Annotated in this window: 18 protein-coding genes and 1 pseudogene; 4 read left to right on the forward strand and 15 right to left on the reverse strand. The window is 43.1% G+C overall.

Annotation, left to right across the window (positions count from 1 at the left end):
- The first annotated feature begins 44 nt into the window (after positions 1–44).
- The 4 genes and pseudogenes from AAC853_RS09795 to carB all read left to right on the forward strand — a co-directional run bounded on the left by AAC853_RS09795 (position 45) and on the right by carB (position 6,832).
- A complete protein-coding gene (locus tag AAC853_RS09795; RefSeq protein ID WP_340614452.1) occupies positions 45–1,028 on the forward strand; it encodes a LysR family transcriptional regulator in 984 nt (327 codons plus the stop codon).
- Between the two features lie 142 nt (positions 1,029–1,170).
- Positions 1,171–1,992, forward strand: coding sequence for a 4-hydroxy-tetrahydrodipicolinate reductase (gene dapB / locus AAC853_RS09800; RefSeq protein WP_340614453.1), 822 nt, complete (start codon positions 1,171–1,173; stop codon positions 1,990–1,992).
- Positions 1,993–2,430: 438 nt separating this feature from the next.
- A complete protein-coding gene (gene carA, locus AAC853_RS09805; protein WP_340614454.1) occupies positions 2,431–3,591 on the forward strand; it encodes a glutamine-hydrolyzing carbamoyl-phosphate synthase small subunit in 1,161 nt (386 codons plus the stop codon).
- Positions 3,592–3,608: 17 nt separating this feature from the next.
- Positions 3,609–6,832, forward strand: a pseudogene (gene carB / locus AAC853_RS09810) (carbamoyl-phosphate synthase large subunit).
- Positions 6,833–6,984: 152 nt separating this feature from the next.
- Here the strand turns inward: carB and AAC853_RS09815 are convergent.
- The 15 genes from AAC853_RS09815 to prfC all read right to left on the reverse strand — a co-directional run bounded on the left by AAC853_RS09815 (position 6,985) and on the right by prfC (position 24,475).
- Complete coding sequence (locus tag AAC853_RS09815) at positions 6,985–7,224, reverse strand: helix-turn-helix domain-containing protein (RefSeq protein WP_422824203.1); 240 nt, start codon at positions 7,222–7,224, stop codon at positions 6,985–6,987.
- Positions 7,225–7,278: 54 nt separating this feature from the next.
- Entirely contained in the window at positions 7,279–8,115 is an 837-nt protein-coding gene (locus AAC853_RS09820) for an MrpH family fimbial adhesin (RefSeq protein WP_340614456.1), read from the reverse strand.
- Positions 8,116–8,179: 64 nt separating this feature from the next.
- Positions 8,180–8,743 carry a fimbrial protein gene (locus AAC853_RS09825; protein ID WP_340614457.1) on the reverse strand — a complete coding sequence of 188 codons (564 nt, stop codon included), beginning with the start codon at positions 8,741–8,743 and terminating at the stop codon, positions 8,180–8,182.
- A 128-nt stretch (positions 8,744–8,871) separates the two neighbouring features.
- Positions 8,872–9,624 carry a fimbria/pilus periplasmic chaperone gene (locus AAC853_RS09830; RefSeq protein ID WP_340614458.1) on the reverse strand — a complete coding sequence of 251 codons (753 nt, stop codon included), beginning with the start codon at positions 9,622–9,624 and terminating at the stop codon, positions 8,872–8,874.
- A gap of 130 nt (positions 9,625–9,754) precedes the next feature.
- Entirely contained in the window at positions 9,755–12,400 is a 2,646-nt protein-coding gene (locus tag AAC853_RS09835; protein ID WP_340614459.1) for an outer membrane usher protein, read from the reverse strand.
- 472 nt (positions 12,401–12,872) lie between these two features.
- Complete coding sequence (locus AAC853_RS09840; RefSeq protein WP_340614460.1) at positions 12,873–13,412, reverse strand: fimbrial protein; 540 nt, start codon at positions 13,410–13,412, stop codon at positions 12,873–12,875.
- A 711-nt stretch (positions 13,413–14,123) separates the two neighbouring features.
- Positions 14,124–14,840: a purine-nucleoside phosphorylase gene (gene deoD, locus AAC853_RS09845; RefSeq protein ID WP_340614461.1), complete on the reverse strand. Its 717-nt coding sequence runs from the start codon at positions 14,838–14,840 to the stop codon at positions 14,124–14,126.
- A 73-nt stretch (positions 14,841–14,913) separates the two neighbouring features.
- Positions 14,914–16,137, reverse strand: coding sequence for a phosphopentomutase (deoB, locus tag AAC853_RS09850; RefSeq protein WP_338883384.1), 1,224 nt, complete (start codon positions 16,135–16,137; stop codon positions 14,914–14,916).
- Positions 16,138–16,214: 77 nt separating this feature from the next.
- Positions 16,215–17,582 carry a thymidine phosphorylase gene (deoA, locus tag AAC853_RS09855; RefSeq protein ID WP_340614462.1) on the reverse strand — a complete coding sequence of 456 codons (1,368 nt, stop codon included), beginning with the start codon at positions 17,580–17,582 and terminating at the stop codon, positions 16,215–16,217.
- 84 nt (positions 17,583–17,666) lie between these two features.
- A complete protein-coding gene (deoC, locus tag AAC853_RS09860; RefSeq protein ID WP_340614463.1) occupies positions 17,667–18,446 on the reverse strand; it encodes a deoxyribose-phosphate aldolase in 780 nt (259 codons plus the stop codon).
- A 108-nt stretch (positions 18,447–18,554) separates the two neighbouring features.
- Positions 18,555–19,820 carry a NupC/NupG family nucleoside CNT transporter gene (locus AAC853_RS09865; protein WP_338885617.1) on the reverse strand — a complete coding sequence of 422 codons (1,266 nt, stop codon included), beginning with the start codon at positions 19,818–19,820 and terminating at the stop codon, positions 18,555–18,557.
- Between the two features lie 300 nt (positions 19,821–20,120).
- Positions 20,121–20,891 (reverse strand): TatD family hydrolase, encoded by a 771-nt coding sequence (locus AAC853_RS09870; protein ID WP_340614464.1) that lies wholly within the window; start codon positions 20,889–20,891, stop codon positions 20,121–20,123.
- Entirely contained in the window at positions 20,892–22,010 is a 1,119-nt protein-coding gene (locus tag AAC853_RS09875; protein ID WP_338883391.1) for a patatin-like phospholipase family protein, read from the reverse strand.
- Between the two features lie 269 nt (positions 22,011–22,279).
- On the reverse strand, positions 22,280–22,678 hold the full coding sequence (locus AAC853_RS09880) for a BON domain-containing protein (RefSeq protein WP_340614465.1): 399 nt from the start codon (positions 22,676–22,678) through the stop codon (positions 22,280–22,282).
- A gap of 207 nt (positions 22,679–22,885) precedes the next feature.
- Positions 22,886–24,475 carry a peptide chain release factor 3 gene (gene prfC / locus AAC853_RS09885; protein ID WP_273558083.1) on the reverse strand — a complete coding sequence of 530 codons (1,590 nt, stop codon included), beginning with the start codon at positions 24,473–24,475 and terminating at the stop codon, positions 22,886–22,888.
- Positions 24,476–24,829 lie beyond the last annotated feature (354 nt).

Consider the following 24,829-nt stretch of genomic DNA (forward strand, 5'->3'; position numbering starts at 1 on the left):
CCTAATTGTGATAATCCATCAAAAAATCAAATAACTTTTGACTTATGAGCATAAATAACACGATAAATTTAATGCGGGAGATGGCCATTTTCGCAAAAGTAGTTGAAACAGGTAGCTTCTCAGAAACAGCGCGTCAACTTGCAGCGACTCCTTCCGCCATCAGTCGCTCTGTAGCCAAACTGGAAAAAGCACTTGGAACTCGCCTCTTACAGAGAACAACACGCAAGCTACGTTTGAGTGAAAGTGGACAGGAAGTTTACAAGCGTTGCCTGGACATGATAAATGCTGCCCAAGAAGTTATGGCTGTATCAGGAAATTTTAACCATGAGCCACAAGGAATAATCCGAGTCAGTGTTCCTAAAGCGGTAGGGCGTTTCGTTGTTCATCCTCATATACCTGCTTTCCTTGCCCAGTATCCCAAAGTAGACGTGAACCTACGGCTTGATGATCGGTATGTGGATTTGATAGATGATCAGATTGATCTCGTTATACGAATTACTGATCAACCTCCTCCGGGCCTTATGGGGAGACGTTTATTGAACATTTGGCATATGTTATGCGCAACACCGGAATACCTTGCAAAACATGGCATCCCACAACACCCAAACGACCTGAAAAATCACAGCTGTATCTATCTTGGAGAAGAGCCAGGTGATTCGCGCTGGAAATTTAGTCAGGGAAGCAAAGTTGCTAACGTCAATATACATGGGCGTTATGCTGCTAATCATACGGGAGTCAGGCTTGACGCAATATTACAACATATCGGTATCGGCAGCTTACCTTACTTTACTGCTAAGCATGCCTTACAACAGGGACAACTACTTCAAGTACTCCCTAATTGGAACTTTAAGACTAACTACACTGGAGAGCTCTGGATACTCTATCCACCAACACGACATTTACCACCAAAACTTAGTGTATTCATAGAATTTCTAGCTAAATGCCTCCGTGACGAAGCCAGCCCGGACAAAATAATGGCTAAATATAGTTCAACCAATTATTACGAATTACCAGAAGCAGGAGAATAGATAAATTTTTTATAATTTCCAACCTGATCTCTGTTTTTCTTATGAGCAGGCTATAAATCTGGCGCTGCCAGTCCTTGCCAGTTAAGCTGTAGAACAGTTTCCTTTGTCACCTCAATTAAAAACGATTTACAGAGAGGGCCTTATGGCTGATACAGATATTCGCGTTGCTATCGTGGGCGCTGGCGGACGTATGGGACGCAATCTTATTCAGGCCGTCCAGCTGTTGGATGGTGTTACACTGGGCGCAGCATTAGAGCGTTCCGGCTCTTCATTGGTGGGAACCGATGCGGGAGAACTGGCAGGGATAGGTAAAAATGGTGTGATGATTAATGATGATCTGCATCAAGTCATTGAACAATTTGATGTTTTAGTCGATTTTACGCGTCCTGAAGGCACATTAGCCTACCTCTCCATTTGTCGGCAGCATCACAAATCAATGGTCATCGGCACCACCGGTTTTGATGATGCCGGTAAGCTAGCGATTACAGAAGCCTCCCGTGAGATCCCTATTGTTTTTGCCGCAAATTTTAGTGTTGGCGTCAATTTGGTACTAAAACTGCTGGAAAAAGCTGCCTCAGTGATGGGTGAATATTCCGACATCGAGATTATTGAAGCCCACCATCGCCACAAAGTGGATGCACCATCAGGAACCGCACTGGCAATGGGAGAATCTATCGCCAATGCATTAGGCCGTGATCTCAAAACCAGCGCTGTTTATGCCCGCGAAGGCTATACCGGAGAACGCGATCCTAAAAGTATTGGATTTGCCACCATCCGGGCGGGCGATATTGTTGGGGAACATACAGCAATCTTTGCCGATATCGGTGAACGTGTAGAGATAAGCCACAAGGCTTCAAGCCGAATGACCTTTGCTAATGGCGCAATTAAGGCAGCAATGTGGTTAAAAGGAAAAAATAGTGGGCTTTATAATATGAAAGATGTACTCAATCTTGACAGTATTTAATATTTAAAAAATATAACTATATGTAATTACGTAACTATTTTTTAAATAGTTGCGTAATATTGATATAGATAAATTTTATTAAAAAAAACCAAAATTAATCACCATTTTTATAAGAATAGTTAGTCTTTTTGTGACCTTTTTCCTATAAACACGAAAAAAGCCCTATATTTTTTCTGTTCTTAAGTTTTCTCTCACCATAATCGTTTATCTGCTCCCACTTTCCTTATGTTTTTCAGCTACATTAACTTAAAACAAGAGTGAGAGTTGTAAAAAAGCCAATAAAAATGCCATTTTTTGTAGACAACCCCCACTCTCATCATTAGAATGCGCGCAATTTGCCAAAATTTTGACAAAAATCCATGATTGGCATTGATTTTAAGGATTAACTCTGAATTAATATGCATAGGATGCGACTAATTATTCATCTTGGAGGGCGTTTTGATTAAGTCAGCTATATTGGTTCTGGAAGATGGAACCCAATTTCACGGTCGCGCAATTGGTGCAGAGGGTGTGGCTGTTGGGGAAGTGGTCTTCAATACTTCAATGACCGGATATCAAGAAATACTTACCGACCCTTCCTATTCCCGCCAAATTGTTACTCTTACTTATCCCCATATTGGTAATGTCGGCATCAATGCCGCTGATGAAGAATCCCCCGCCATTCAAGCCCAAGGCTTAGTTATTCGTGATTTACCCTTAGTGACCAGTAACTTCCGCAGTGAAGAAAACCTGTCTGATTACCTGAAACGTCATAATATCGTCGCCATCGCGGATATCGATACACGCAAACTGACCCGCCTGTTAAGAGAAAAAGGGGCACAAAATGGCTGTATCATTGCGGGTAATGCGGCCGATGCCCAAATTGCACTGGAAAAAGCAAAAGCATTTCCGGGCTTGAAAGGCATGGATTTGGCAAAAGAAGTCACGACAGCACAATCTTACCAATGGGTACAAGGAAGCTGGACATTAGCAGATGAGCTACCTGAAGCTCGCAAAGAACAAGAATTGCCTTACCACATTGTGGCCTATGATTTTGGAGTGAAGCGCAACATCCTGCGTATGCTGGTTGATCGCGGCTGCCGCGTTACCGTTGTACCGGCACAAACTCCCGCCGATGAAGTGCTGAAAATGGCACCAGATGGCATTTTTCTATCCAATGGACCTGGTGATCCAGAACCGTGTGACTATGCTATCGAAGCGATTAAAACCTTCCTGGAGACCGAAATTCCTGTATTCGGCATCTGCTTAGGGCACCAGTTGCTGGCGCTGGCCAGTGGTGCAAAAACCATAAAAATGAAGTTTGGTCACCATGGTGGCAACCATCCTGTCAAAGATCTGGATCGCAATGTTGTCATGATCACGGCACAGAACCACGGTTTTGCTGTTGATGAAAGCTCACTGCCAGCCAATTTACGTGTAACACATAAATCACTCTTTGATGGCACCCTGCAAGGCATTCATCGTACCGACAAACCAGCATTCAGTTTTCAGGGGCACCCTGAAGCCAGCCCTGGTCCACATGAAGCCGCTTCACTGTTCGATCATTTTATCGAGTTAATTGAGCAATATCGCCAGACAAACGTTCAGAGCACTAAATAATCAGGAGAAGAAGAAAAATGGCAAAACGTACTGATATTAAAAGTATCCTGATCTTAGGTGCTGGCCCTATTGTTATCGGCCAGGCTTGTGAATTTGACTACTCTGGTGCGCAGGCTTGTAAGGCGCTACGAGAAGAAGGTTATCGTGTCATTCTGGTAAACTCGAACCCAGCAACGATAATGACCGACCCTGAGATGGCTGATGCAACTTATATCGAGCCGATCCATTGGGAAGTGGTACGCAAAATCATTGAAAAAGAACGCCCAGATGCCATCCTGCCAACAATGGGTGGGCAAACGGCACTAAACTGCGCATTGGAGTTGGAGCGCCAAGGTGTCCTGGCAGAATTTGGCGTCACCATGATTGGTGCAACCGCTGATGCCATTGATAAAGCAGAAGATCGCCAACGCTTTGACAAGGCGATGAAGAAAATTGGCCTGGATACCGCGCGTTCTGGCATTGCGCACACGATGGAAGAAGCGCTGGCGGTAGCCGAAGATGTGGGTTTCCCTTGCATTATTCGCCCCTCTTTTACCATGGGCGGAACCGGCGGTGGTATCGCTTACAACCGTGAAGAGTTCGAAGAAATCTGCGAACGCGGCTTAGACCTCTCTCCAACCAATGAATTGCTGATCGATGAATCTTTGATTGGCTGGAAAGAGTATGAGATGGAAGTGGTGCGGGATAAAAACGATAACTGTATTATCGTCTGCTCCATTGAAAACTTCGATCCAATGGGTATCCATACTGGTGACTCCATCACCGTAGCGCCAGCACAGACACTGACCGATAAAGAATACCAAATCATGCGTAACGCTTCGATGGCGGTATTGCGTGAAATCGGCGTAGAAACCGGTGGTTCCAACGTTCAGTTCGCAGTGAACCCGAAAAATGGCCGCCTGATCGTCATTGAAATGAACCCACGTGTCTCCCGTTCCTCGGCACTGGCGTCTAAGGCAACAGGTTTCCCCATCGCCAAAATCGCCGCAAAACTGGCAGTCGGTTATACCCTTGATGAATTGATGAACGACATCACGGGCGGACGCACCCCTGCGTCTTTCGAGCCTTCCATCGATTATGTTGTGACGAAAATTCCTCGCTTCAACTTTGAGAAATTTGCCGGCAGTAATGACCGCCTAACCACCCAGATGAAATCTGTTGGTGAAGTGATGGCGATTGGCCGTACTTTCCAAGAGTCCATGCAGAAAGCCCTGCGCGGTCTGGAAGTCGGTGCGACCGGATTTGATCCTAAAGTCAATCTGGATGATCCACAATCCCTGACCAAAATCCGTAGTGAATTGAAAGATGCCGGCGCCGAGCGTATTTGGTATATCGCTGATGCTTTCCGCGCTGGCATGTCTGTTGATGGGCTTTTCAACTTGACCAATATCGACCGCTGGTTCCTGGTGCAAATTGAAGAATTGATCCGTCTGGAAGAACAAATTGCTGAACAAGGTGTTAACAGCCTGACCCCTGATTTCTTGCGTCATCTGAAACGCAAAGGCTTTGCTGATGAGCGTCTGGCGAAACTGGTAGGTGTCTCTGGTAAAGAGATCCGTAAGCTACGCTATGACTACAACTTATACCCAGTTTATAAGCGTGTTGATACCTGTGCGGCAGAATTTGCTACCGATACTGCTTACATGTATTCCACATACGAAGACGAATGTGAAGCCAACCCGAACAATGACAAACCGAAAATCATGGTATTGGGCGGAGGACCGAACCGCATCGGACAAGGCATTGAGTTCGATTATTGCTGCGTACATGCTGCCCTGGCTCTGCGTGAAGATGGTTTTGAGACCATCATGGTGAACTGTAACCCAGAAACCGTTTCTACCGATTATGACACTTCCGATCGTCTTTATTTTGAACCTGTTACACTGGAAGACGTGCTGGAAATCGTGCGTATTGAACAACCAAAAGGCGTTATCGTCCAGTATGGCGGCCAGACCCCCTGAAACTGGCTCGTGAACTGGAAGCCGCCGGTGTACCCATTATTGGCACCAGCCCTGATGCCATTGATCGTGCTGAAGACCGTGAACGTTTTCAGCAAGCCGTTAATCGTCTTGGCCTGAAACAACCCGCCAATGCCACCGTATCCACCATCGAGCAAGCAGTTGAAAAAGGTAATGAGATTGGTTATCCGCTGGTCGTTCGTCCATCTTATGTGCTGGGTGGGCGTGCAATGGAAATCGTATACGACGAGTCAGACTTACGCCGTTACTTCCAGACTGCGGTTAGCGTATCTAACGATGCGCCAGTCCTACTGGATCGCTTCCTTGATGATGCTGTTGAAGTTGATGTGGATGCTATCTGTGATGGTGAACGTGTCCTGATTGGCGGCATTATGGAACATATCGAGCAAGCGGGTGTTCACTCCGGTGACTCAGCCTGTTCTTTACCTGCTTATACTTTGAGCAAAGAAATTCAAGATGTTATGCGCCAGCAAGTTGAAAAACTGGCCTTTGAACTGCGTGTCCGCGGTCTAATGAACGTTCAGTATGCGGTGAAAGACAACGAAGTTTACCTGATTGAAGTGAACCCACGTGCAGCACGTACCGTCCCATTTGTTTCCAAGGCAACGGGTATGCCGCTGGCAAAAATAGCAGCACGTGTGATGGCAGGTCAGTCTCTGCTTGAGCAAGGTACAATTGAAGAGATCATCCCACCTTACTACTCCGTGAAAGAAGTCGTACTGCCATTTAATAAATTCCCAGGCGTTGACCCAATTCTGGGACCAGAAATGCGTTCTACCGGTGAAGTAATGGGTGTTGGCCGTACCTTTGCCGAAGCCTTTTCAAAAGCAATGTTAGGCAGTAATTCTACCCTGCGTAAGAAAAGCCGGGCACTACTGTCTGTACGCGAAGGTGATAAAGAACGTGTTGTCGATTTGGCAGCTAAATTACTTAAACACGGATTTGAACTGGATGCGACGCACGGTACAGCAATTGTATTGGGTGAAGCAGGGATCAACCCACGTTTGGTGAATAAAGTTCATGAAGGACGCCCGCATATTCAGGATAGGATCAAAAATGGTGAATACGACTATATCGTTAATACCACTGCGGGTCGTCAGGCGATTGAAGATTCAAAACTGCTACGTCGCAGCGCGCTGCAATATAAAGTGCACTATGACACAACCCTGAACGGTGGCTTTGCAACGACTATGGCACTTAGTGCTGATCCTACTGAACAGGTTATTTCTGTACAAGAAATGCATGCTAAAATTGCCAAATAAATAAACCTTAAAATAACTCTACCAAATAAGATACCGTCATTTTTGGCGGTATCTTTCTGAAAAAAACGACTTCCCCAAAGTTTGGAAATCTAACGAATAAAAAAACAAAGCCACTCCTGAATTGGAATGGCCACTATTAATTAAATTCAATGTTATAAACCCAGAATTGTTTCTGCTACACAGGTATATTGATTATTCATATGAACTTTAGGAGGAGTAAAACAATCCTCTAAAAACCAATTTGCCGGTGTTTCCAGGGCGATCGAAATAGCAACCAAATGCTCCAGGCTAATTTTATTGGTTCCGCGTTCATAACGTGACAATTGCTGATGGCTAACTCCAATTTTGTCTGCCAGCTCTGCTGCTGTCACTCTAATTTCTTTTCTTTTCATTTGGATTCTTTTTCCTACCAGCATACTGACTTGCATAATATCTTTGCTCTCAATTTATAAATAAGTTAAATAAACTATTGCGGTGCCTTCATATTTTCCAGCTTTCGGGGGAGTTAGCGTGTGCAATATTGACGTCAATTTGAAATCCTTGACCTCATTCTCTCCATTAGTAGTAACCTTCACCCCACTTTCCGCATTTTGTCCATCAATCTGAAACGTCGAATATATTTGCTTATCGGAATCAAGATAAACTTTTGCTTCATTATTAGTTGATCTGGCATGCAACATAATACTGTTACTACTAACAGCACATTTAAATTTACCTTCAATTGTTTTGGTCGCATTATTCACTTCTGTAGCAGTTAATTCCCCATAAGCAATTTCAGAAGGTAATTCAATTTTACAAACTTGGTTCGGGGGCGGCATTTTGTTGCAAGTGGAATTTGGAAATTGTTGAGCTTCACCATATCCCGGATCTATCTTAGTTGTATAAAACAAACCGATACAATCCGCATCTATGGTCATGATGGTAAATGTTACCCGTTTAGGAATACCAAATTTGTGTTTATAAGCTCGCATAACGTCAGCAGTTGTCTGATAATTATGTGCATCCAAACATACCCCTGCATCCATGCAGGAGCCGTACATTCCTGGCCGATGTCCACTCTTATACATCACATCTGGGCCAACATAGCATGCGGTATCTCCATAGCAAGGATTGGGTATCCCTTCTTCCTCTGTCCATGCAATGATTTCCATAGTCGTAATAGCTTGGTCTCCTGAGGAGAGCGTATCAACCGGCATAACATAAGCCCCACCATAAGCATGTGTGGCACTGACCAAAAGCAACAGGGCTGCTAGCTTCAACAACGATTTTTTAATATGGCGCATAACTTATTTTCCAATAGCATCAAACTCTGATTAAAGATCGTGGATGAAAAACCAGTCAGCATGACTAGTCGTAATTAACTTCAAAAGTCGCGATTGCAGTAAATGGACCAACACCAATCTTTTTTTCTTGAATAGAGCGGGGAGTAGCTTGTACATATGCCTGGAATGTAATCACGTTATCTCTGCTATTAGCTGATAACGGGAATTCACTGGTTTTATTAAACGGCATCGGTGTACCATCAATTTTTTCCATACCAATAGCAATGCCATGAAGACGATCGTTGGATCTCACTGCCAGCAACCCCGGTAGTTCTTGACTCATCTCCCCCAAAAATTTTATCCTTAAACGTTTTATCATCTGAGGATCACAATCCTTTAAATACAGATAAAATGGCTTGCCTTTTGTACGATGCCTCAGATAAAGATCGCTGTTAAGAATGTTGCCAAAATCCACTTCTATGTTTTGATCTTCTGTCTTAATCGAACAAGTGGGAGCAAGTACAGTTAGCGTAATTCTGACATCCTGACGCAGATTATCCCGTGCAGATGCACTTTGCTGGCTACCAATGCCGAAAAGAAACAGCATTGGCAGTATATGTCTGGATAATCTGATGCTTAACGGATTCATTATTATTTACCCTACATTTATCCAACTAGTTACCGAAAAAACTCACCATATTTCGGCTAATTCTATGTTGATGCCCCGTCAACACCTAGATTGACGGAGCGTCATCAATACAACTCAATCAGCTTTCATTAATTAGTCACAATTTTTGTCACTACGCAGTTATTGCCACTACAGTTGAATGTTAACTGTGGACGTCCACCATAATCATTGACATAGGTCAGTACTGGTGAATTGCCTAATGAGTTTGCGGTTCCTCCAAGTTTTTCACTGCTTCTGGGGGCTAACATTAGGGGCTTAAATGCCTCTACACTTTCACCGTTTACCTTATTCGATGCTTCTGAAATAGTGACATAATAAGGTGTTGGGTTATTCACCACATATTGATTGCCTTCGCGGGTTAAGGTGAGTTTTTCCTGCCAGGGATTATCAAGATCAATACGCCGTGCAATCACAGCTTCCGGACGGTAGAACAGCTTGACACGTGTTTGCAAAGCGATTTGCAGCACATTCGATTTTTCACTACGTGGTGGAATTTCACGTATGTTGAAATAGAACAGACTTTCCCGATCTTGTGGCAATTGGGTTATCGTCGGAAGTGTTTGAATTTTGACTTGGCTCTTTGCTCCAGCTTCAACACGTTGTACTGGAGGAACAACCACAATCGGGCCATTGATCTTATTTCCCTTATCATCTTCAATCCATGCCTGTGCCAAATAAGGCAAATCAAGATGCTGATTTTCAATGTTCAAGCTGACAGATTTTGTATTGCCATTAAAAATCACGCGAGTACGATCTAACGCTATCGCTGCCGTTGCCTGATGAATTGGCATCAAGCAACTTACCGTCATAGCGGTTATCATTAGAATATTTTTCAGTTTCATAGTGTCATTTGCTCAAGCTCAAAAGAGACTCATGTTTATATTTGCTGCACTAGCTAATCGCCGCATTTTTCAAATCAAACAAACATAATACTTTATTAAATAACGATTTTTCAGATAGTTTGATTACAATTCACTCACCATCGTCTGTTAAGAACTGGCAAGGTAGCAAAAGTGATGTTAAAGACTCTGGCGTCATTTCATCTGGCACTGTAATCTCGCACTGAGCTTGTCCATCCCAATGCACTTGCAGTTTTTCCCCCTGATTTATTCCACTCAGATAGGCGTATCCATCATCACTGACAATCCCTATTTCACGCTGAGCAGAATTTAAGACAGAAGCACCAAAAGGTGGGAATGAACCGTCAGGTAACCGGATGACTGTCATCGCTTTACTGCCTGATATCACTTGGAATTTACGATAACCAATCGCACCTTCCGTTAATGTTGCCTGCTGAACAGAACGCAGTGCCTCTACATCATCAGGTAAGTTATCTAAGTCAATATTTGCCCTGTTGCGATAGTAGTTATTCACATCGGCCAGCACAGCTTTACCAAAGTAATTGGTATGTACCGCTGAACCAAATCCTCGAATAGGCACATTGCTAACCCCTTCTGTATCTACCATCAAGCGAGTTGCGCCAGGCATATTAGTACGGTGCAGTGCAGTCCCTTTTGCCGTTACAGTCACCCCACCTTGCAGGCCAAGGGCTGCCGTAGTATTGCCACCATCCCGATAACTGGCACTGGCAGTGAGTAATGTCTGGTCACCATAATGGTTGTAATAGCCATCAACTGATGCCCTACCATCGACACTCGTACCCATTGAAATACGATAGTTATTGCGGTCATCAATACGATCAAAATAACCCACTGTATGTGCATTGCCCTGACGATTAACCAACCCATTGTAGCTGACAGTGCCACTTTCTCCCCACGGAATGGAAAGATTCAGATACATGCCGTCATCTTTTTTATTGTCAAAATTGTTACGATAGGCTGACAGATTGACACTGATATTTTTATAACGCCCAATATCAAAATACTTGGATAATGAAATGTTATAGCGATCGTTTGTTGGCCGATTCCAGTAAGTTTGATGGCTATAGTTAAGGTAGGCATTTAAACCAATATCTGTAAATTGTTTGTTGAAGGTAATGGTATACATCTCCTTACCGCTATTGGAAGAAACGTTGCGATAGCGGCGATCGATATACTGTCCCATATTCATGAAATTACGCTCAGAGAAACGATATCCGGCAAACGTCACCTGACTGTTATATTGATCAAAACGTTTCGAATAACTAAGACGATAAGATCCACCTGTCAGGGTTTTGTTTTCTCCCGGTAATCTTGCCCTCGACTCCGTCATATCAAGCGACAATGCACCAAACATCATCAAATCGCGGCCAATCCCCAGTGACAAGGCGTTATAATCTCCCGCAGCTAAGAGACCACCATACAGCGACCAACCGTTGTTAATTCCCCACGAAAATTCACCCAGACCGAACGCAGGCCCTTCACGACGATGCTTATCATTAGTGGATTGACCACCAACAAATTTATACTGTACTCGTCCAGGGCGGGTCAGATAGGGAATAGTCGCAGTATTAACCTGAAACTCTTGCACACCACCGTCTTGCTCTTCGACCCTGACATCCAGTGTTCCTACTACCGCATCACTAAGATCCTGAATACGGAATGGACCAGAAGCGACCTGGGTTTCATACAGCACTCTCCCCTGTTGCCTCACTGTCACCTTGGCATTAGTCCGTGCTACACCTGTGACTTCAGGTGCATATCCACGTAAATTCGGTGGCAACATATTTTCATCAGTCACTAAACTGACACCCGTATAGCGGAAACTATCGAAGATACTGGAATTGAGGTAATCCTCACCCAATGTCAATTTCGCTTCCAAACGAGGGATCGCACGATACACATAGTAACGGCTCCAATCCCAATCACGTTCTTTCCCCCTAGAAGAACTCAATTTATCACCACCCTGGTTTTTGAAACGGTTATATTTGGCCTGCCAATCAGCCCGAAAACGCCACTCCCCGACATTCATACCCGCTGTTCCGATAGCACTTATCTGTTGGCTACTATTACCGTGAACGGGTTTAGAGGTTTGTGCGTTAACGTTATAATCAAACAATAATCCAGGTATTCCATTATCCCAACGAGAAGGAGGATCCCAATCTGGTAAGTCATATTCCAGGTAAATTTTAGGTATGATTAAATAAAGCTTATAAGTAGCGAGATCACCTCTGGCTGATGTACCCGGTAAGGTAGTGAGATCAAGGCATTTACCTTCATGCTGCCAACCTAATTTTTCTACCCACTGTTGTTTCAGTGCGATTTGTTTCACCAATTCAGGGGATATACAGGCTTCACTCTCTGTTGGCTCATCAGGCGGGGCTATGAAATCGATGGAATAGGTATCCTGGAGTTCATGCTGATTCATCCGGACACTCATCATATAATTGCCCGGCATGATATAACCAGCACGTGCAAACTTATCCAAATCAATATTGGCTCGTTCATTGACATCCAGTGCACCAATATTGAATTCAATTGATGGCTTGGAATGAGTAACCTGAATACCAGACAATGCAAACAGTATAAGAGCAAAAAGAGGATTAATTCCGAATAGTAGGCGTTCTGTTTTTATTTTATTAGCTATTCTATTTTTATTAATCACATTATTTTTATTACTGATTATTTTTCTATTATTAGATAAAACATCATGATTCATAGAATCTGAAAACAAAGCCATAGCATCCTCTGAACAATGAATCGTTAATCATCCAGTTTGAAATTAGCCGCTGTCAAACATAACCAAGCCTGTATGCGTACAGGAGTTCTTACCTCATACATGGCGTCATTAAAGTTCATCGATCTAAATTGAGGAGTCTGACCGATACTGAGGTTGCAGAGATAGCCACATGTCCTGCCTAGCTGTAATATGTTACGTTCTCTGTTTGTGCTTCACTGATTAAATAAAAAAGGGTATTTCAATTTACCTCTATAGGGATAGATTTTTTAATGACACAATTTGCTTATTCAAGCATTAATAATATTGATTTACATCAATAAAATAGTTCTTGTTACAGAATATTGTAGTCATACCTTACTGACCCGTTATATCCCAGAAATACCCTAAATATATTATCAGGAAAGTCAAGGTTAACAATTAAAGTGAATTTCCTGATATTCAAATAATAAAAATTATCAGATAGCTTGCAATATTATAGGTAGTTTAAAGTAAAGTTTGCGATAGCAGTGAAATCACCTGGTTTCACTTCTCCAGTACCTTTACCGTCTTCTCCTACTACTGTCAGACCTTTCAGGTATGCTGCGAAGTTCAGATCATTGTTGCCTTCATGCAGGGACATTACGCCTGACTCTGTACCCAAAGGAATAACGTCATTGCCGTGGTTAGTGATTGCGATCGCTGCACCTTGTGCTGTACCTTCAATAGCCAGCAAACCTTTCTCACTCGCTTCTGCGCCAGTAAAGGTTGTTTTCACGCCATTTTTAGTCTCAGCAGTACAACCTTCTAATTCAATTTTGAAAGGCTTGGAAGCTGAACGGCCACCATCTTTCAGAACGTGGCTGGAAACGGCGCCCATATCAACTTCGACATTGGTGTGTTTGATTGAGCAAGGTGCATCAATGATGGAACCTCTGAATTTAACTGTACCACTACCTTGGTTAGCCGCACTTGCAGCACCAGCAGCCAAAACTGCACTAAAACCTACAACCATCGCTAATTTATTCAGTTTCATAATGTTACTTATTCCTTTAATCAAAAAGTAGATATTAATAACCAAAAGGAAGCCGAAGACCAGAAATTAATTTCTGACACTTAGGCAAATGATTATTTAGTTTTTTGACATAGATCATAACCTGTCAAAATAAACCAAACCGGCAATATCATTCTACATAATAAACCCTAAGTCAAATTTTAGCCGATAAAACTGCTTATGCTTCTTAACATCATATGAAATATGAATTTTTGCAAAAAAGTACGCATAATGAGTAGTATATTTTACTAATTATTTTTTAATTTTGGATTATTCCCCTGAGTTATATCGAGTAATGTTTAGTAATTTAGTATCTTAATTGGCGTTGTTTTATTGTTCTATTTTATCTGCCAAAAAGGATGTTTCATTTTATTATCCTGATATAACCATAACATTTGGTTTTTATTATCATGATAATCTGGATAGTTAATATAAAACAGAATATTTATCTAAATGACATAATTATCAATTGAAAACATTTCATAAAAAACCATTAAGGTTATATTAACTGTATTGTTTTTATTGATTTCCCAATCAAATTAGAAAAAGAGAAAACACCAATTAAATAAACGACTAAAGACTATTCTTAATAATACGTATAAATTGGCCTATAATTTATAAACAAAAAGCCCTTTCCAATAACGAAAAGGGCTTATAATTTTTTAATAAAATGCTAAAACTATTGACGCTTTTTTAATTATCACCCAGCAAAATGGATTCAAGCGCAATTTCGATCATGTCATTAAATGTATTTTGCCGCTCTTCAGCAGTGGTTTGTTCACCAGTACGGATATGGTCAGAAACAGTACAAATTGCCAATGCTTTTGCGCCAAATTCTGCAGCAACACCATAAATACCTGCTGCTTCCATTTCAACACCCAAAATACCGTATTTTTCCATTACGTCGAACATTTGAGGGTCTGGTGTATAAAATAGATCCGCAGAGAAGATATTACCAACACGTACGTTGACACTCTTTGCCTTAGCCGCATCCACGGCATGACGAACCAGATCAAAGTCAGCAATAGCAGCGAAATCGTGATCTTTAAAACGCAGGCGGTTTACTTTGGAATCAGTACATGCCCCCATACCGATCACAACATCACGGATTTTAACGTCTTCGCTAACCGCACCACAGGAACCAATACGGATGATTTTTTTCACACCAAATTCAGTGATCAGCTCCTTGGCATAAATAGAGCAGGATGGGATACCCATTCCATGGCCCATAACAGAGATGCGGCGGCCTTTATAAGTACCGGTGAAACCCAGCATACCGCGAACATTGTTAACCTGACGAGCATCTTCCAGAAAAGTTTCCGCAATGTATTTTGCACGCAGTGGGTCACCAGGCATCAAAACAACATCAGCAAAATCGCCCATTTCAGCATTAATATGTGGGGTGGCCATAAATTTATTTCCTTGTTTTTATTACGTATCAAAATAGACGAAAAGGGGGAGATCCATAGATCTCCACCAAAACTTAAAACATCGCTTTACCGTAATCCATTGGAGTCAGATCAAAGTATTTTGCTACTGTCTGCCCCATATCGGCGAACGTCTCACGATGTCCTAATGAACCTGGTTTGACTTTAGGTCCGTAAACCAGAACCGGGACATGTTCACGGGTATGATCTGTTCCCGCCCAAGTTGGGTCACAACCATGGTCAGCGGTCAAGATCAGAATGTCATCTTCTTTTACCAATTTCAGCATTTCTGGTAAACGACGATCAAACAACTCCAAGGCTGCCGCGTAACCGGCAACATCACGGCGGTGACCGTAGGAAGAGTCAAAATCAACAAAGTTGGTAAATACGATGGTGTTATCCCCCGCCTGCTCCATTTCAATCAGAGAAGCATCAAACAGGGCATCAATGCCTGTCGCCTTGACCTTTTTGGTGATCCCGACATTCGCATAGATATCTGCAATTTTGCCAATGGAAACCACTTCACCTTGCTTTTCATCAAGTAGTTTTTTTAGGATAGTTGGGGCTGGTGGCTCAACGGCCAAATCATGACGGTTGCCAGTGCGTTGGAAACTCCCAGCCTTATCCCCCACAAATGGACGGGCAATAACGCGGCCAATGTTATATTCGCCAATGTTCAACTCTTCACGAGCGATTTCACATAGCTCATATAGACGATCCAAGCCAAATGTCTCTTCATGGCACGCAATCTGGAAAACAGAATCCGCAGAAGTATAGAAAATCGGTTTACCGGTTTTCATGTGTTCTTCGCCTAACTTGTCTAAAATAACAGTACCGGAAGAGTGACAATTACCCAAGTAGCCTGGCAGATTTGCTCGTTCGACCAGTTTATCCAGCAATTCCTGTGGGAAACTGTTTTCTTCATCGCGGAAATATCCCCAGTCAAACAGAACCGGAACACCTGCAATTTCCCAATGTCCTGACGGCGTGTCTTTACCAGAAGAAAGCTCACTCGCATAACCATAAGCACCAATAATTTCAGCTTCTTTATCCAGGCCAATCGGGAACGTTCCGCAAGACTCTTCCGCTGCCTTACCCAATCCCAAACGGCTCAGGTTTGGCAAATGTAGTGGCCCATTACGGCCAATATCAGCTTCACCACGGGCACATCGTTCTGCAATATGACCCAAAGTGTTAGATCCCTTATCACCAAACTTTTCAGCATCAGCAGTTGCACCAATACCAAAGGAATCCAATACCATGATGAATGTACGTTTCATAATTTTCTCCTGCGTCAATTCACGCTATCAATGCGGAAACTGCCAGCTATTAAAATCAATTTTAATGCTTATATGCTTTATCCACGGATATAACGATAAACCATCGGTGTAGTGGCTTGTATCTCTCTTTCCTTAGAAATTTCTTTAAAAATAAATGCCTTACGTATTGCTTCTGCGGCTTCATGCCAAGCCTGCTCACTGCGAGAATGAATCATGGCCAAAGGGGTATCCGCATTCACTTTTGTACCAAGAGCAATGATATCACTCAGCCCCACGCTGTGATTAATAGGATCTGTCGCCTTACGGCGTCCTCCTCCCAATGCAACAACAGACATTCCTAGGGCTCTGGTATCCATTTCTGTAACGATGCAACTCTTTTCAGCTAACATTTGCCCAGTTAACACCTCTCCAGCCAATACTGGTTTGATGAATTCCGCAGTCGAGAGGTAGCGAGTGTAATTTTCGACAAAATCAGTCGGCCCTTTCTGTGCAGCCACCATGCGACCAAATGTTTCCGCCGCTTTGCCACTGTCCAGTACTGTTTGTAACTTATAATATGCATCATCATGATCAATGGCCAAATTACCTGAAACCAGCATTTCAGCGGACAATGCCATGGTAACTTCAAATAACCTAGGGTTACGGTATTCCCCCGTCAAGAATTGGACAGCTTCACGCACTTCCAAAGCATTACCTGCGCTGGATGCCAAAACTTGATTCATATCTGTCAATAGCGCCGTAGTCTTACATCCCGCACCATTGGCAACTTCAACAATGGCTTCGGCCAGCCGTTCCGATTGCTCGTAGGTCGGCATAAATGCCCCAGAACCCACTTTCACATCCATGACCAATGCATCCAGTCCTTCAGCCAATTTTTTACCCAAGATAGAGGCGGTAATCAAAGGAATAGAATCAACGGTCGCCGTAATATCACGTGTCGCATAAAAGCGTTTATCCGCAGGTGCCAGTGAACTTGTCTGTCCGATAATGGCAATGCCTACATCACGAATAATGTCACGTAAGCGGTGTTCATCAGGGAAAATGTCAAAACCGGGAATAGCTTCTAATTTATCCAGTGTTCCTCCGGTATGCCCCAAGCCACGCCCCGATATCATCGGCACATAGCCCCCACAGGCCGCTATCATTGGACCCAACATCAAGGAAGTGACATCCCCTACACCGCCCGTCGAGTGTTTATCGACAATCGGGCCGGGTAAATTCAATTTTTTCCAATCTAAAACAGTACCAGAATCACGCATCGCTAATGTTAGAGCAACACGTTCTTCCATCGTCATGTCATGGAAATAGATGGTCATTGCCAGTGCAGCAATCTGCCCTTCGGAAACTGTGTTATCACGGACGCCGTTAATAAAAAAGCGTATTTCTTCTTCATTCAATGAATGACCATCACGTTTTTTGCGGATAATTTCCTGTGCCAGAAACAAAGCTACCTCCCAATCATTATTATCTGAAAAGAATGGCAGTAATGCACACTAGCTTAGCCTATGTGCAATCAGTCATTATTGATCTCAATAACCACTACTCTGTTTTTGGTTCTGGTGTCCAAGCGTAGTCAGCAAACTGCCCAACAAACTGGAAGCACCAAAACGGAAATGGCGGGAATCAACCCATTTGTCGCCCATAATGCGTTCGGCCAACGCCAAATATTCTGCTGCTTCTTGAGTCGTGCGCACGCCACCCGCCGGTTTAAAACCAACGCGATCACCTACCCCCATATCACGGATCACACTCAACATAATTTCGGCACTTTCCAATGTTGCATTAACCGGAACCTTACCCGTTGAGGTTTTGATGAAATCCGCTCCAGCCTTAATTGAAATTTCAGATACTTTGCGAATCAGAGCGGCTTCTTTTAATTCCCCCGTTTCAATAATGACTTTTAGCCAGACACCTGATTCAGCACAGACTGTTTTACAAGCTGTTACCAAGTCAAAACCAATCTGTTCATTACCAGCTATCAAGGTGCGATAAGGGAAAACAACATCCACTTCATCGGCACCATAGGCGATGGCGGCACGAGTTTCAGCCAGCGCAATGTCAATATCATCATTGCCATGTGGGAAATTAGTCACCGTGGCAATGCGAATATCAGGGGTTCCCTGTTCGCGTAATATCTTACGTGCCACGGGAATAAAACGCGGATAGATACAAAGCGCGGCCGTATGTCCGGCGGGACTGTTTGCTTGACGACAAAGTGCTATTACTTTCTCATCTGTATCATCATCATTAAGTGTAGTTAAATCTATCAAACCCAGCGCACGCTGAGCGGTGACAATTAAATCGGTCATAAAACTCTCCAACGGTATGATTATCGTGACTGAATCAGACAACAGATTTAAAACAAAAGCAGGTGAGATCCCTCACCTGCATTCAATTGGATATATATTCTCTATGGCTTACAACGAGAGGAAGAATCCAGCAATTGTTGCACTCATTAAATTAGAGAGTGAACCCGCCAATATAGATTTCAAACCGAAACGGGCAATGTCACCGCGACGGCTTGGTGCCATGCTACCTAAACCGCCCAAAAGAATCGCAACGGAAGACAGGTTAGCGAAGCCACACAAAGCAAAAGAGATAATGGCTTTAGTATGGTCAGAAAGCACTTGCAGACCCGCAGCCTGAACGACATTATCCGCTTTCAGATATTCACTAAAGTTCATGAATGCCACGAACTCATTGACAACTAATTTCTGCCCGATGAAAGAACCCGCAATGGTTGCTTCATTCCACGGAATGCCGATCAGGTAGGCGATTGGTGCAAAAACCCATCCCAAAACCAGTTCCATCGACAATTGAGGATAATCAAACCAGCCGCCAATCCCTCCCAAGATACCATTCAGTAAAGCAATCAGTGCGGTGAATGCCAGAAGCATTGCGCCGACATTCAGAGCCAAGTGCATACCCGATGCCGCACCCGATGCCGCAGCATCAATCACATTTGCAGGACGATCTTCTGCCGCAATCAACGATGCCACATCAGCAGTATCGTGAGTTTTTTCTGTTTCTGGCACCATCAATTTCGCAAACAGTAAACCACCTGGAGCTGCCATAAATGAAGCCGCAATTAGGTATTCCAATGGAACACCCATAGATGCATATCCCGCCAATACAGAGCCAGCAACAGAAGCCAAACCACCACACATCACAGCGAACAACTCAGATTGGGTCATCGTCGCGATATAAGGGCGCACAACCAGAGGGGCTTCAGTATGACCCACGAAAATATTTGCTGTTGCAGACAAAGATTCAGTCCGTGATGTTCCCAATAGTTTCTGCAATGCACCACCCAATATTTTGATGATGAGCTGCATAATACCCATGTAGTACAACACCGCAATGAGTGATGAGAAGAAAACAATGACTGGCAAGACACGCAAAGCAAAGATAAAGCCACTGCCGCCAAACAATTCAAACATTTTGTCGGAAACCAGGCCACCAAAAATAAAATCTATCCCTTTTTTTCCATATCCAATCACATTGGAAACGCCTGAGGACATTCCCTCCAGAACGTCTTTACCGGCTGGTACGTAAAGTACAAATGCCCCCATGGCAACCTGAATCAGAAAGGCGCCTAGGACAGTGCGGATTTTAATAGCTCGATAATTACTAGAGAAGAGTACTGCGATAAGAATCAGCACTGCCATCCCGATCAGGCTCATAAGGAGTTGCATTGGAAGAATCCCTGTTCACTGAATAAAAATAATAAGAAAATATGTCAGTTATTCCATAAGTTTCCACTGACATTATGTGTGGGGCGATTATACCTAGGACTAAAAAGGAACAAGCAACTAACATCACAAATTAATACAACAAAAAGTAATATAAAAACGAAAAATGAGATATAAATCACAAAAAACCATCAGGTTTCGGGGGGTATTAGATAATTTAACGGAGAAAAAGGTAAAAAACAGGATAAATAAGCACGGAATACAAGTTAAGCATTATTAATGTATTATATATCAACTCAATGTAAATAGGCTCACACTATTTTGGTAAATTTGGTTGGCAATTTCATCTGCTGCTTCTCGACGCAACTCACACAATACGGAAAAAATCTGTGCAACTTTTTCTGGCCGATTTGGCTGCCCCTGAAATCCCGATAACGGCATATCAGGCGCATCCGTTTCCAATACCAAAGATGACAGAGGTAATTGCGAAATAGTGTTACGTGTCTTTTGCGCCCTATCGTAGGTAATTGTTCCCCCAACACCAATGTAAAATCCCAGGCGAATAAAGGCCTGAGCTTGGGATAAACTCCCCGCAAAACCATGAATAACCCCTGTTCGTGGTAATCTATGTTTTCTCAAGATTGCCGCCAATTGATCATGGCTTTTTCTGGAATGGAGGAGCACAGGTAAATCATATTGTTTAGCGAGTTTTAGCTGTACCTCTAACATGCTTTTCTGCTTTTCAAGCTGTGGATCTGGCATATAAAGGTCAAGACCAATTTCACCTACTGCAACACATTTATCTTCTTTTTCTTGTAGTTTTTGCGCCAACTCATCCAAATGAACCTCTTGGTGTTCAGCAATATAGAGTGGATGCAAACCAAATGCGGCATAAATTGGTGGATAAGTCTCAGCCAGCACAGAAACCCGCTGGAAGTTTAATTGACTTATCGTGGGAACGATAATTTTTTCCACACCCATTTGTCTGGCTTGTTGCAAGCTCGCTATTTCATCACCAGCAAAAGGGGAAAAATCAAAATGGCAATGTGTGTCAATAAACATTTAATTGTCCAGGTTATCTATCATAAGAGTCCCTGTCGTTTGCACATTCTCCACCACCGCTGGCACAGGAGCTTCCAGCGGTGGGCAATGCTTGCCACTGTTTAGGAAATGGTTTCTCCGAAAACAGTGACGAGCAGAATTTAACCCTGTACGGCATACTCCATAGCTGTTACGTTCTGTATGCCCAAATTCTCCTTCAACAAAAGTATGCCCAATCGTTGCCAGAAAATACCGTCCGCAACGCCGTCCCAAATGATAATCCTGATTTAACGAACTAAGCCGGCTGCCTAAAGCCATTGTTGCCAATGGTGCCGGTGGATAAATTTCGAAGATTTGTACATCATCCGGTGGATTTTCGATAAATTTCTGCGTTTGACGGTAACTCTGAGCATGGAGATTGAGCATCTTGACCATTTTTTGCAAGCTACTAGACTCTAACCAACGATCCATGCGCTTGAACCACTGAAGTGTATAGTAAAGCTGTGAAGGTACTGTTCGAATCACAACGATAGTATCTGCCCCACGACGATAGGCTTCCTGAACCGGGATCGCATCACAAATGCCACCATCTTGATAAACCACATCACCAAAGGTAACGCCGTTACGATAAAACCCCGGAATGGCGCTTGAGGCTTTAACAAGATCCATCCAATTTTTGTCATCAGGATGCAGGTAAGTCGGCTCAAAATTATCAGCGCGGCAAGCGCACATGTAGAATTCACGCCCAGCATCAAACTGACGCATTGCGACAGGAATATTGAGTGGTAATTGCTTAGATATGGTATCAATATACCAATCTAAATCGATCAAATGCCCACCGCGCACAAAGCGCAATGGATTAAAAAAAGCAGGGTCAGTTGTATAACGGTTGATTACTTTGCGCGCATACCCCCTCTGACCACAAATATAGGCAGAAAGATTTTGCGCTCCCGCAGAGGTTCCAAGGAACAGTTCAAACGGATTAAAGCCGAGACGAAGAAATTCATCCAAAACACCAGCGGTAAAAATACCTCGCTGACCACCACCTTCACAAACAAGTGCAATTTTCCCTGGTTTGATCTGTGACTTATAAGCTAAAGGTTCAATATTACCCAGTGTTATTGGAATATGTTTCCCCACTCTTCTCTCCCTTTGAAAGCCGCCGAATATCTATACAGTATATCGTTACTCAAACAACTTGCTTGTAACATTTTTATAAAAAGTGAGGAAATAAAGCATCAATAGTTAAATTGATATGAGAATAGCAAGTTACCAAAATACCGCCAGCGAATAGCATTCCTATGCATAATCTCGTCACTTAACAAGATATTATTTGAGGAAAAGAAGCAGAAAGAGTGGCTATTATCGGCCACTCTATTCTCAATATTTGTTATTTTTTCAGATTAAGATTATTTTTTAATCTCTATCGTGCTTTTTACTGATTTGACACCTTTTATTCCATGAACAATCTTAACTATTTTCGCCGCTTGATGTTTGCTTTTGACAAAACCAGAAAGATGGACGACACCTTTTTCCGTTTTCACCGCAATGCCACGGCTATTTATGCCCTTATGTTCCAGCAATTTTTCTTTCACTTTTGCTGTAATGGCACTATCGTCTAAATAAGAATCTGCTTTTTGCAAGGAGTTATCAATCTTATCCCCTGCTTCGTCTAGAGATTTATCGATTTTTTGTCCTGTACTCTCCAACGTTTTTCCCACAGAAAGATCCGCTGCCAGAGCACTACTGGTCAATACCGAGCCTAGAAAAACAGCCAGTAGTGAATGTGTAAACTTAATATTTTTCATCCTACCACCTTATTTAATTTCAGCCTAAACACAGTTATCAAAACAGTATGCAGTATGTCAATTAGGCAATGGTGATAAAATCAGATTTACAAAAAATAACGTATATTTTCATTAACACAGGAAGTTATTCTTTTATTGTCATGAAAAACAGCATATACAGATAGAATAAATAATAAGGGCCAACAGAATAGCTGGCCCAGAAAGAGATTAATGTTCCCGTGTCTTGCGGAAGGAAACATCAGGGTAGCGTTCACTGGTCAAGTTTAAATTGACCATGGTTGGTGCGATGTAGGTTAAGTTATCGCCACCATCGAGAGCCAGGTTCTGCTCATTTTTGCGCTTGAACTCTTCCAATTTCTTCGCATCGCTGCACTCTACCCAGCGAGCCGTAGAAACATTAACGGGTTCATACAGCGCTTCAACGTTGTATTCACTCTTCAAACGGGCAACAACTACGTCAAACTGAAGCACACCTACCGCCCCGACGATCAAATCGTTATTGGACAGCGGGCGGAATACCTGCACAGCACCTTCTTCTGACAATTGCACCAGACCTTTCAGCAACTGTTTCTGCTTCAATGGATCGCGCAGACGAATACGGCGGAACAATTCAGGGGCAAAGTTAGGGATGCCGGTAAACTTCAACTCTTCGCCTTGGGTAAAGGTATCACCAATCTGGATGGTGCCATGATTGTGTAGACCGATAATGTCCCCAGGATAAGCATGCTCGACATGAGAGCGATCCCCTGCCATAAAGGTCAGTGCATCAGAAATGACAACATCTTTCTTAATGCGAACTTGACGCAGTTTCATGCCTTTTTCATATTTACCGGAAACAACACGCAAAAATGCCACACGGTCACGGTGTTTCGGATCCATATTCGCCTGAATTTTGAAAACAAAACCGGTGAATTTTTCTTCACTGGCAGAGACTTGACGCGCATCAGCCTGACGCGGCATTGGGGTTGGAGCCCATTTAACCAGGCCGTCCAACATGTGATCAACGCCAAAGTTACCCAATGCAGTACCGAAAAAGACCGGGGTTAATTCTCCCTGTAAAAAGGCTTCCAGATCGAATTCATGGGATGCACCTTTGACGAGTTCCAACTCTTCACGCAATTGATCCGCCAGCTCTTCACCCACTGCCGCATCCAGTTCAGGATTATCCAATCCCTTGATAGCGCGAACCTCCTGAATGGTATGTCCCTGACCTGATTGGTACAGGTAAGTTTCATCAAGGTAAAGATGATAGACGCCTTTAAAGGATTTACCACAGCCGATTGGCCATGTAATCGGGCTACAGGCTATGTTCAGCTCATTTTCCACTTCATCCATCAGCTCCATCGGATCACGAATATCACGGTCGAGCTTGTTCATGAATGTCAGGATCGGCGTATCACGCAGGCGAGTGACTTCCATTAACTTACGGGTACGATCCTCAACCCCTTTCGCGGCGTCAATGACCATCAAACAGCAGTCAACGGCTGTCAAAGTACGGTAAGTATCTTCCGAGAAGTCTTCGTGCCCTGGGGTATCCAGTAAGTTAACCAAACAGTCAGCATAGGGAAACTGCATCACGGAAGTGGTAATAGAGATACCACGCTGTTTTTCCATCTCCATCCAGTCTGATTTAGCGTGTTGGTTGGAACCTCGGCCTTTTACCGTCCCCGCTTTCTGGATCGCCTGTCCGAACAGTAATACTTTTTCGGTAATGGTTGTTTTACCCGCATCCGGGTGGGAAATGATTGCAAATGTTCTTCGCTTAGCGACTTCACTGGCGAAAATGGGGTTTTGCATAGAAATTTTTCCAATTATGTACAATGCCATGTACAGCAAATAAATTTGCGAAAATTTTACACTGCCAGAGCACCTTTGCAAATTACAACTTATCATGCGATCAGAGTGGTAACAAATGTTGACGACGAATATCATTCTGGTTACTATTGTTACCGTTAGTTGGTCGTTTTGACTGGCTGTGTTCTTTAAAAAGTGAGGCTTAAAAAGGAGTATTGTCTATCGCGTATCACAAAAACAAAGAGATTAATGCGGCTATTTCCTATGCCGTGTCTCAAGGCTGGATCTACGTAAAACGTAAAGGAAAAGGCCATGCAGTTGGGATTTTACGCTGTGGTAGTGAAAATAAATGCCACC

Source organism: Xenorhabdus thailandensis, from assembly GCF_037996785.1.
GTDB lineage: Bacteria > Pseudomonadota > Gammaproteobacteria > Enterobacterales > Enterobacteriaceae > Xenorhabdus > Xenorhabdus griffiniae.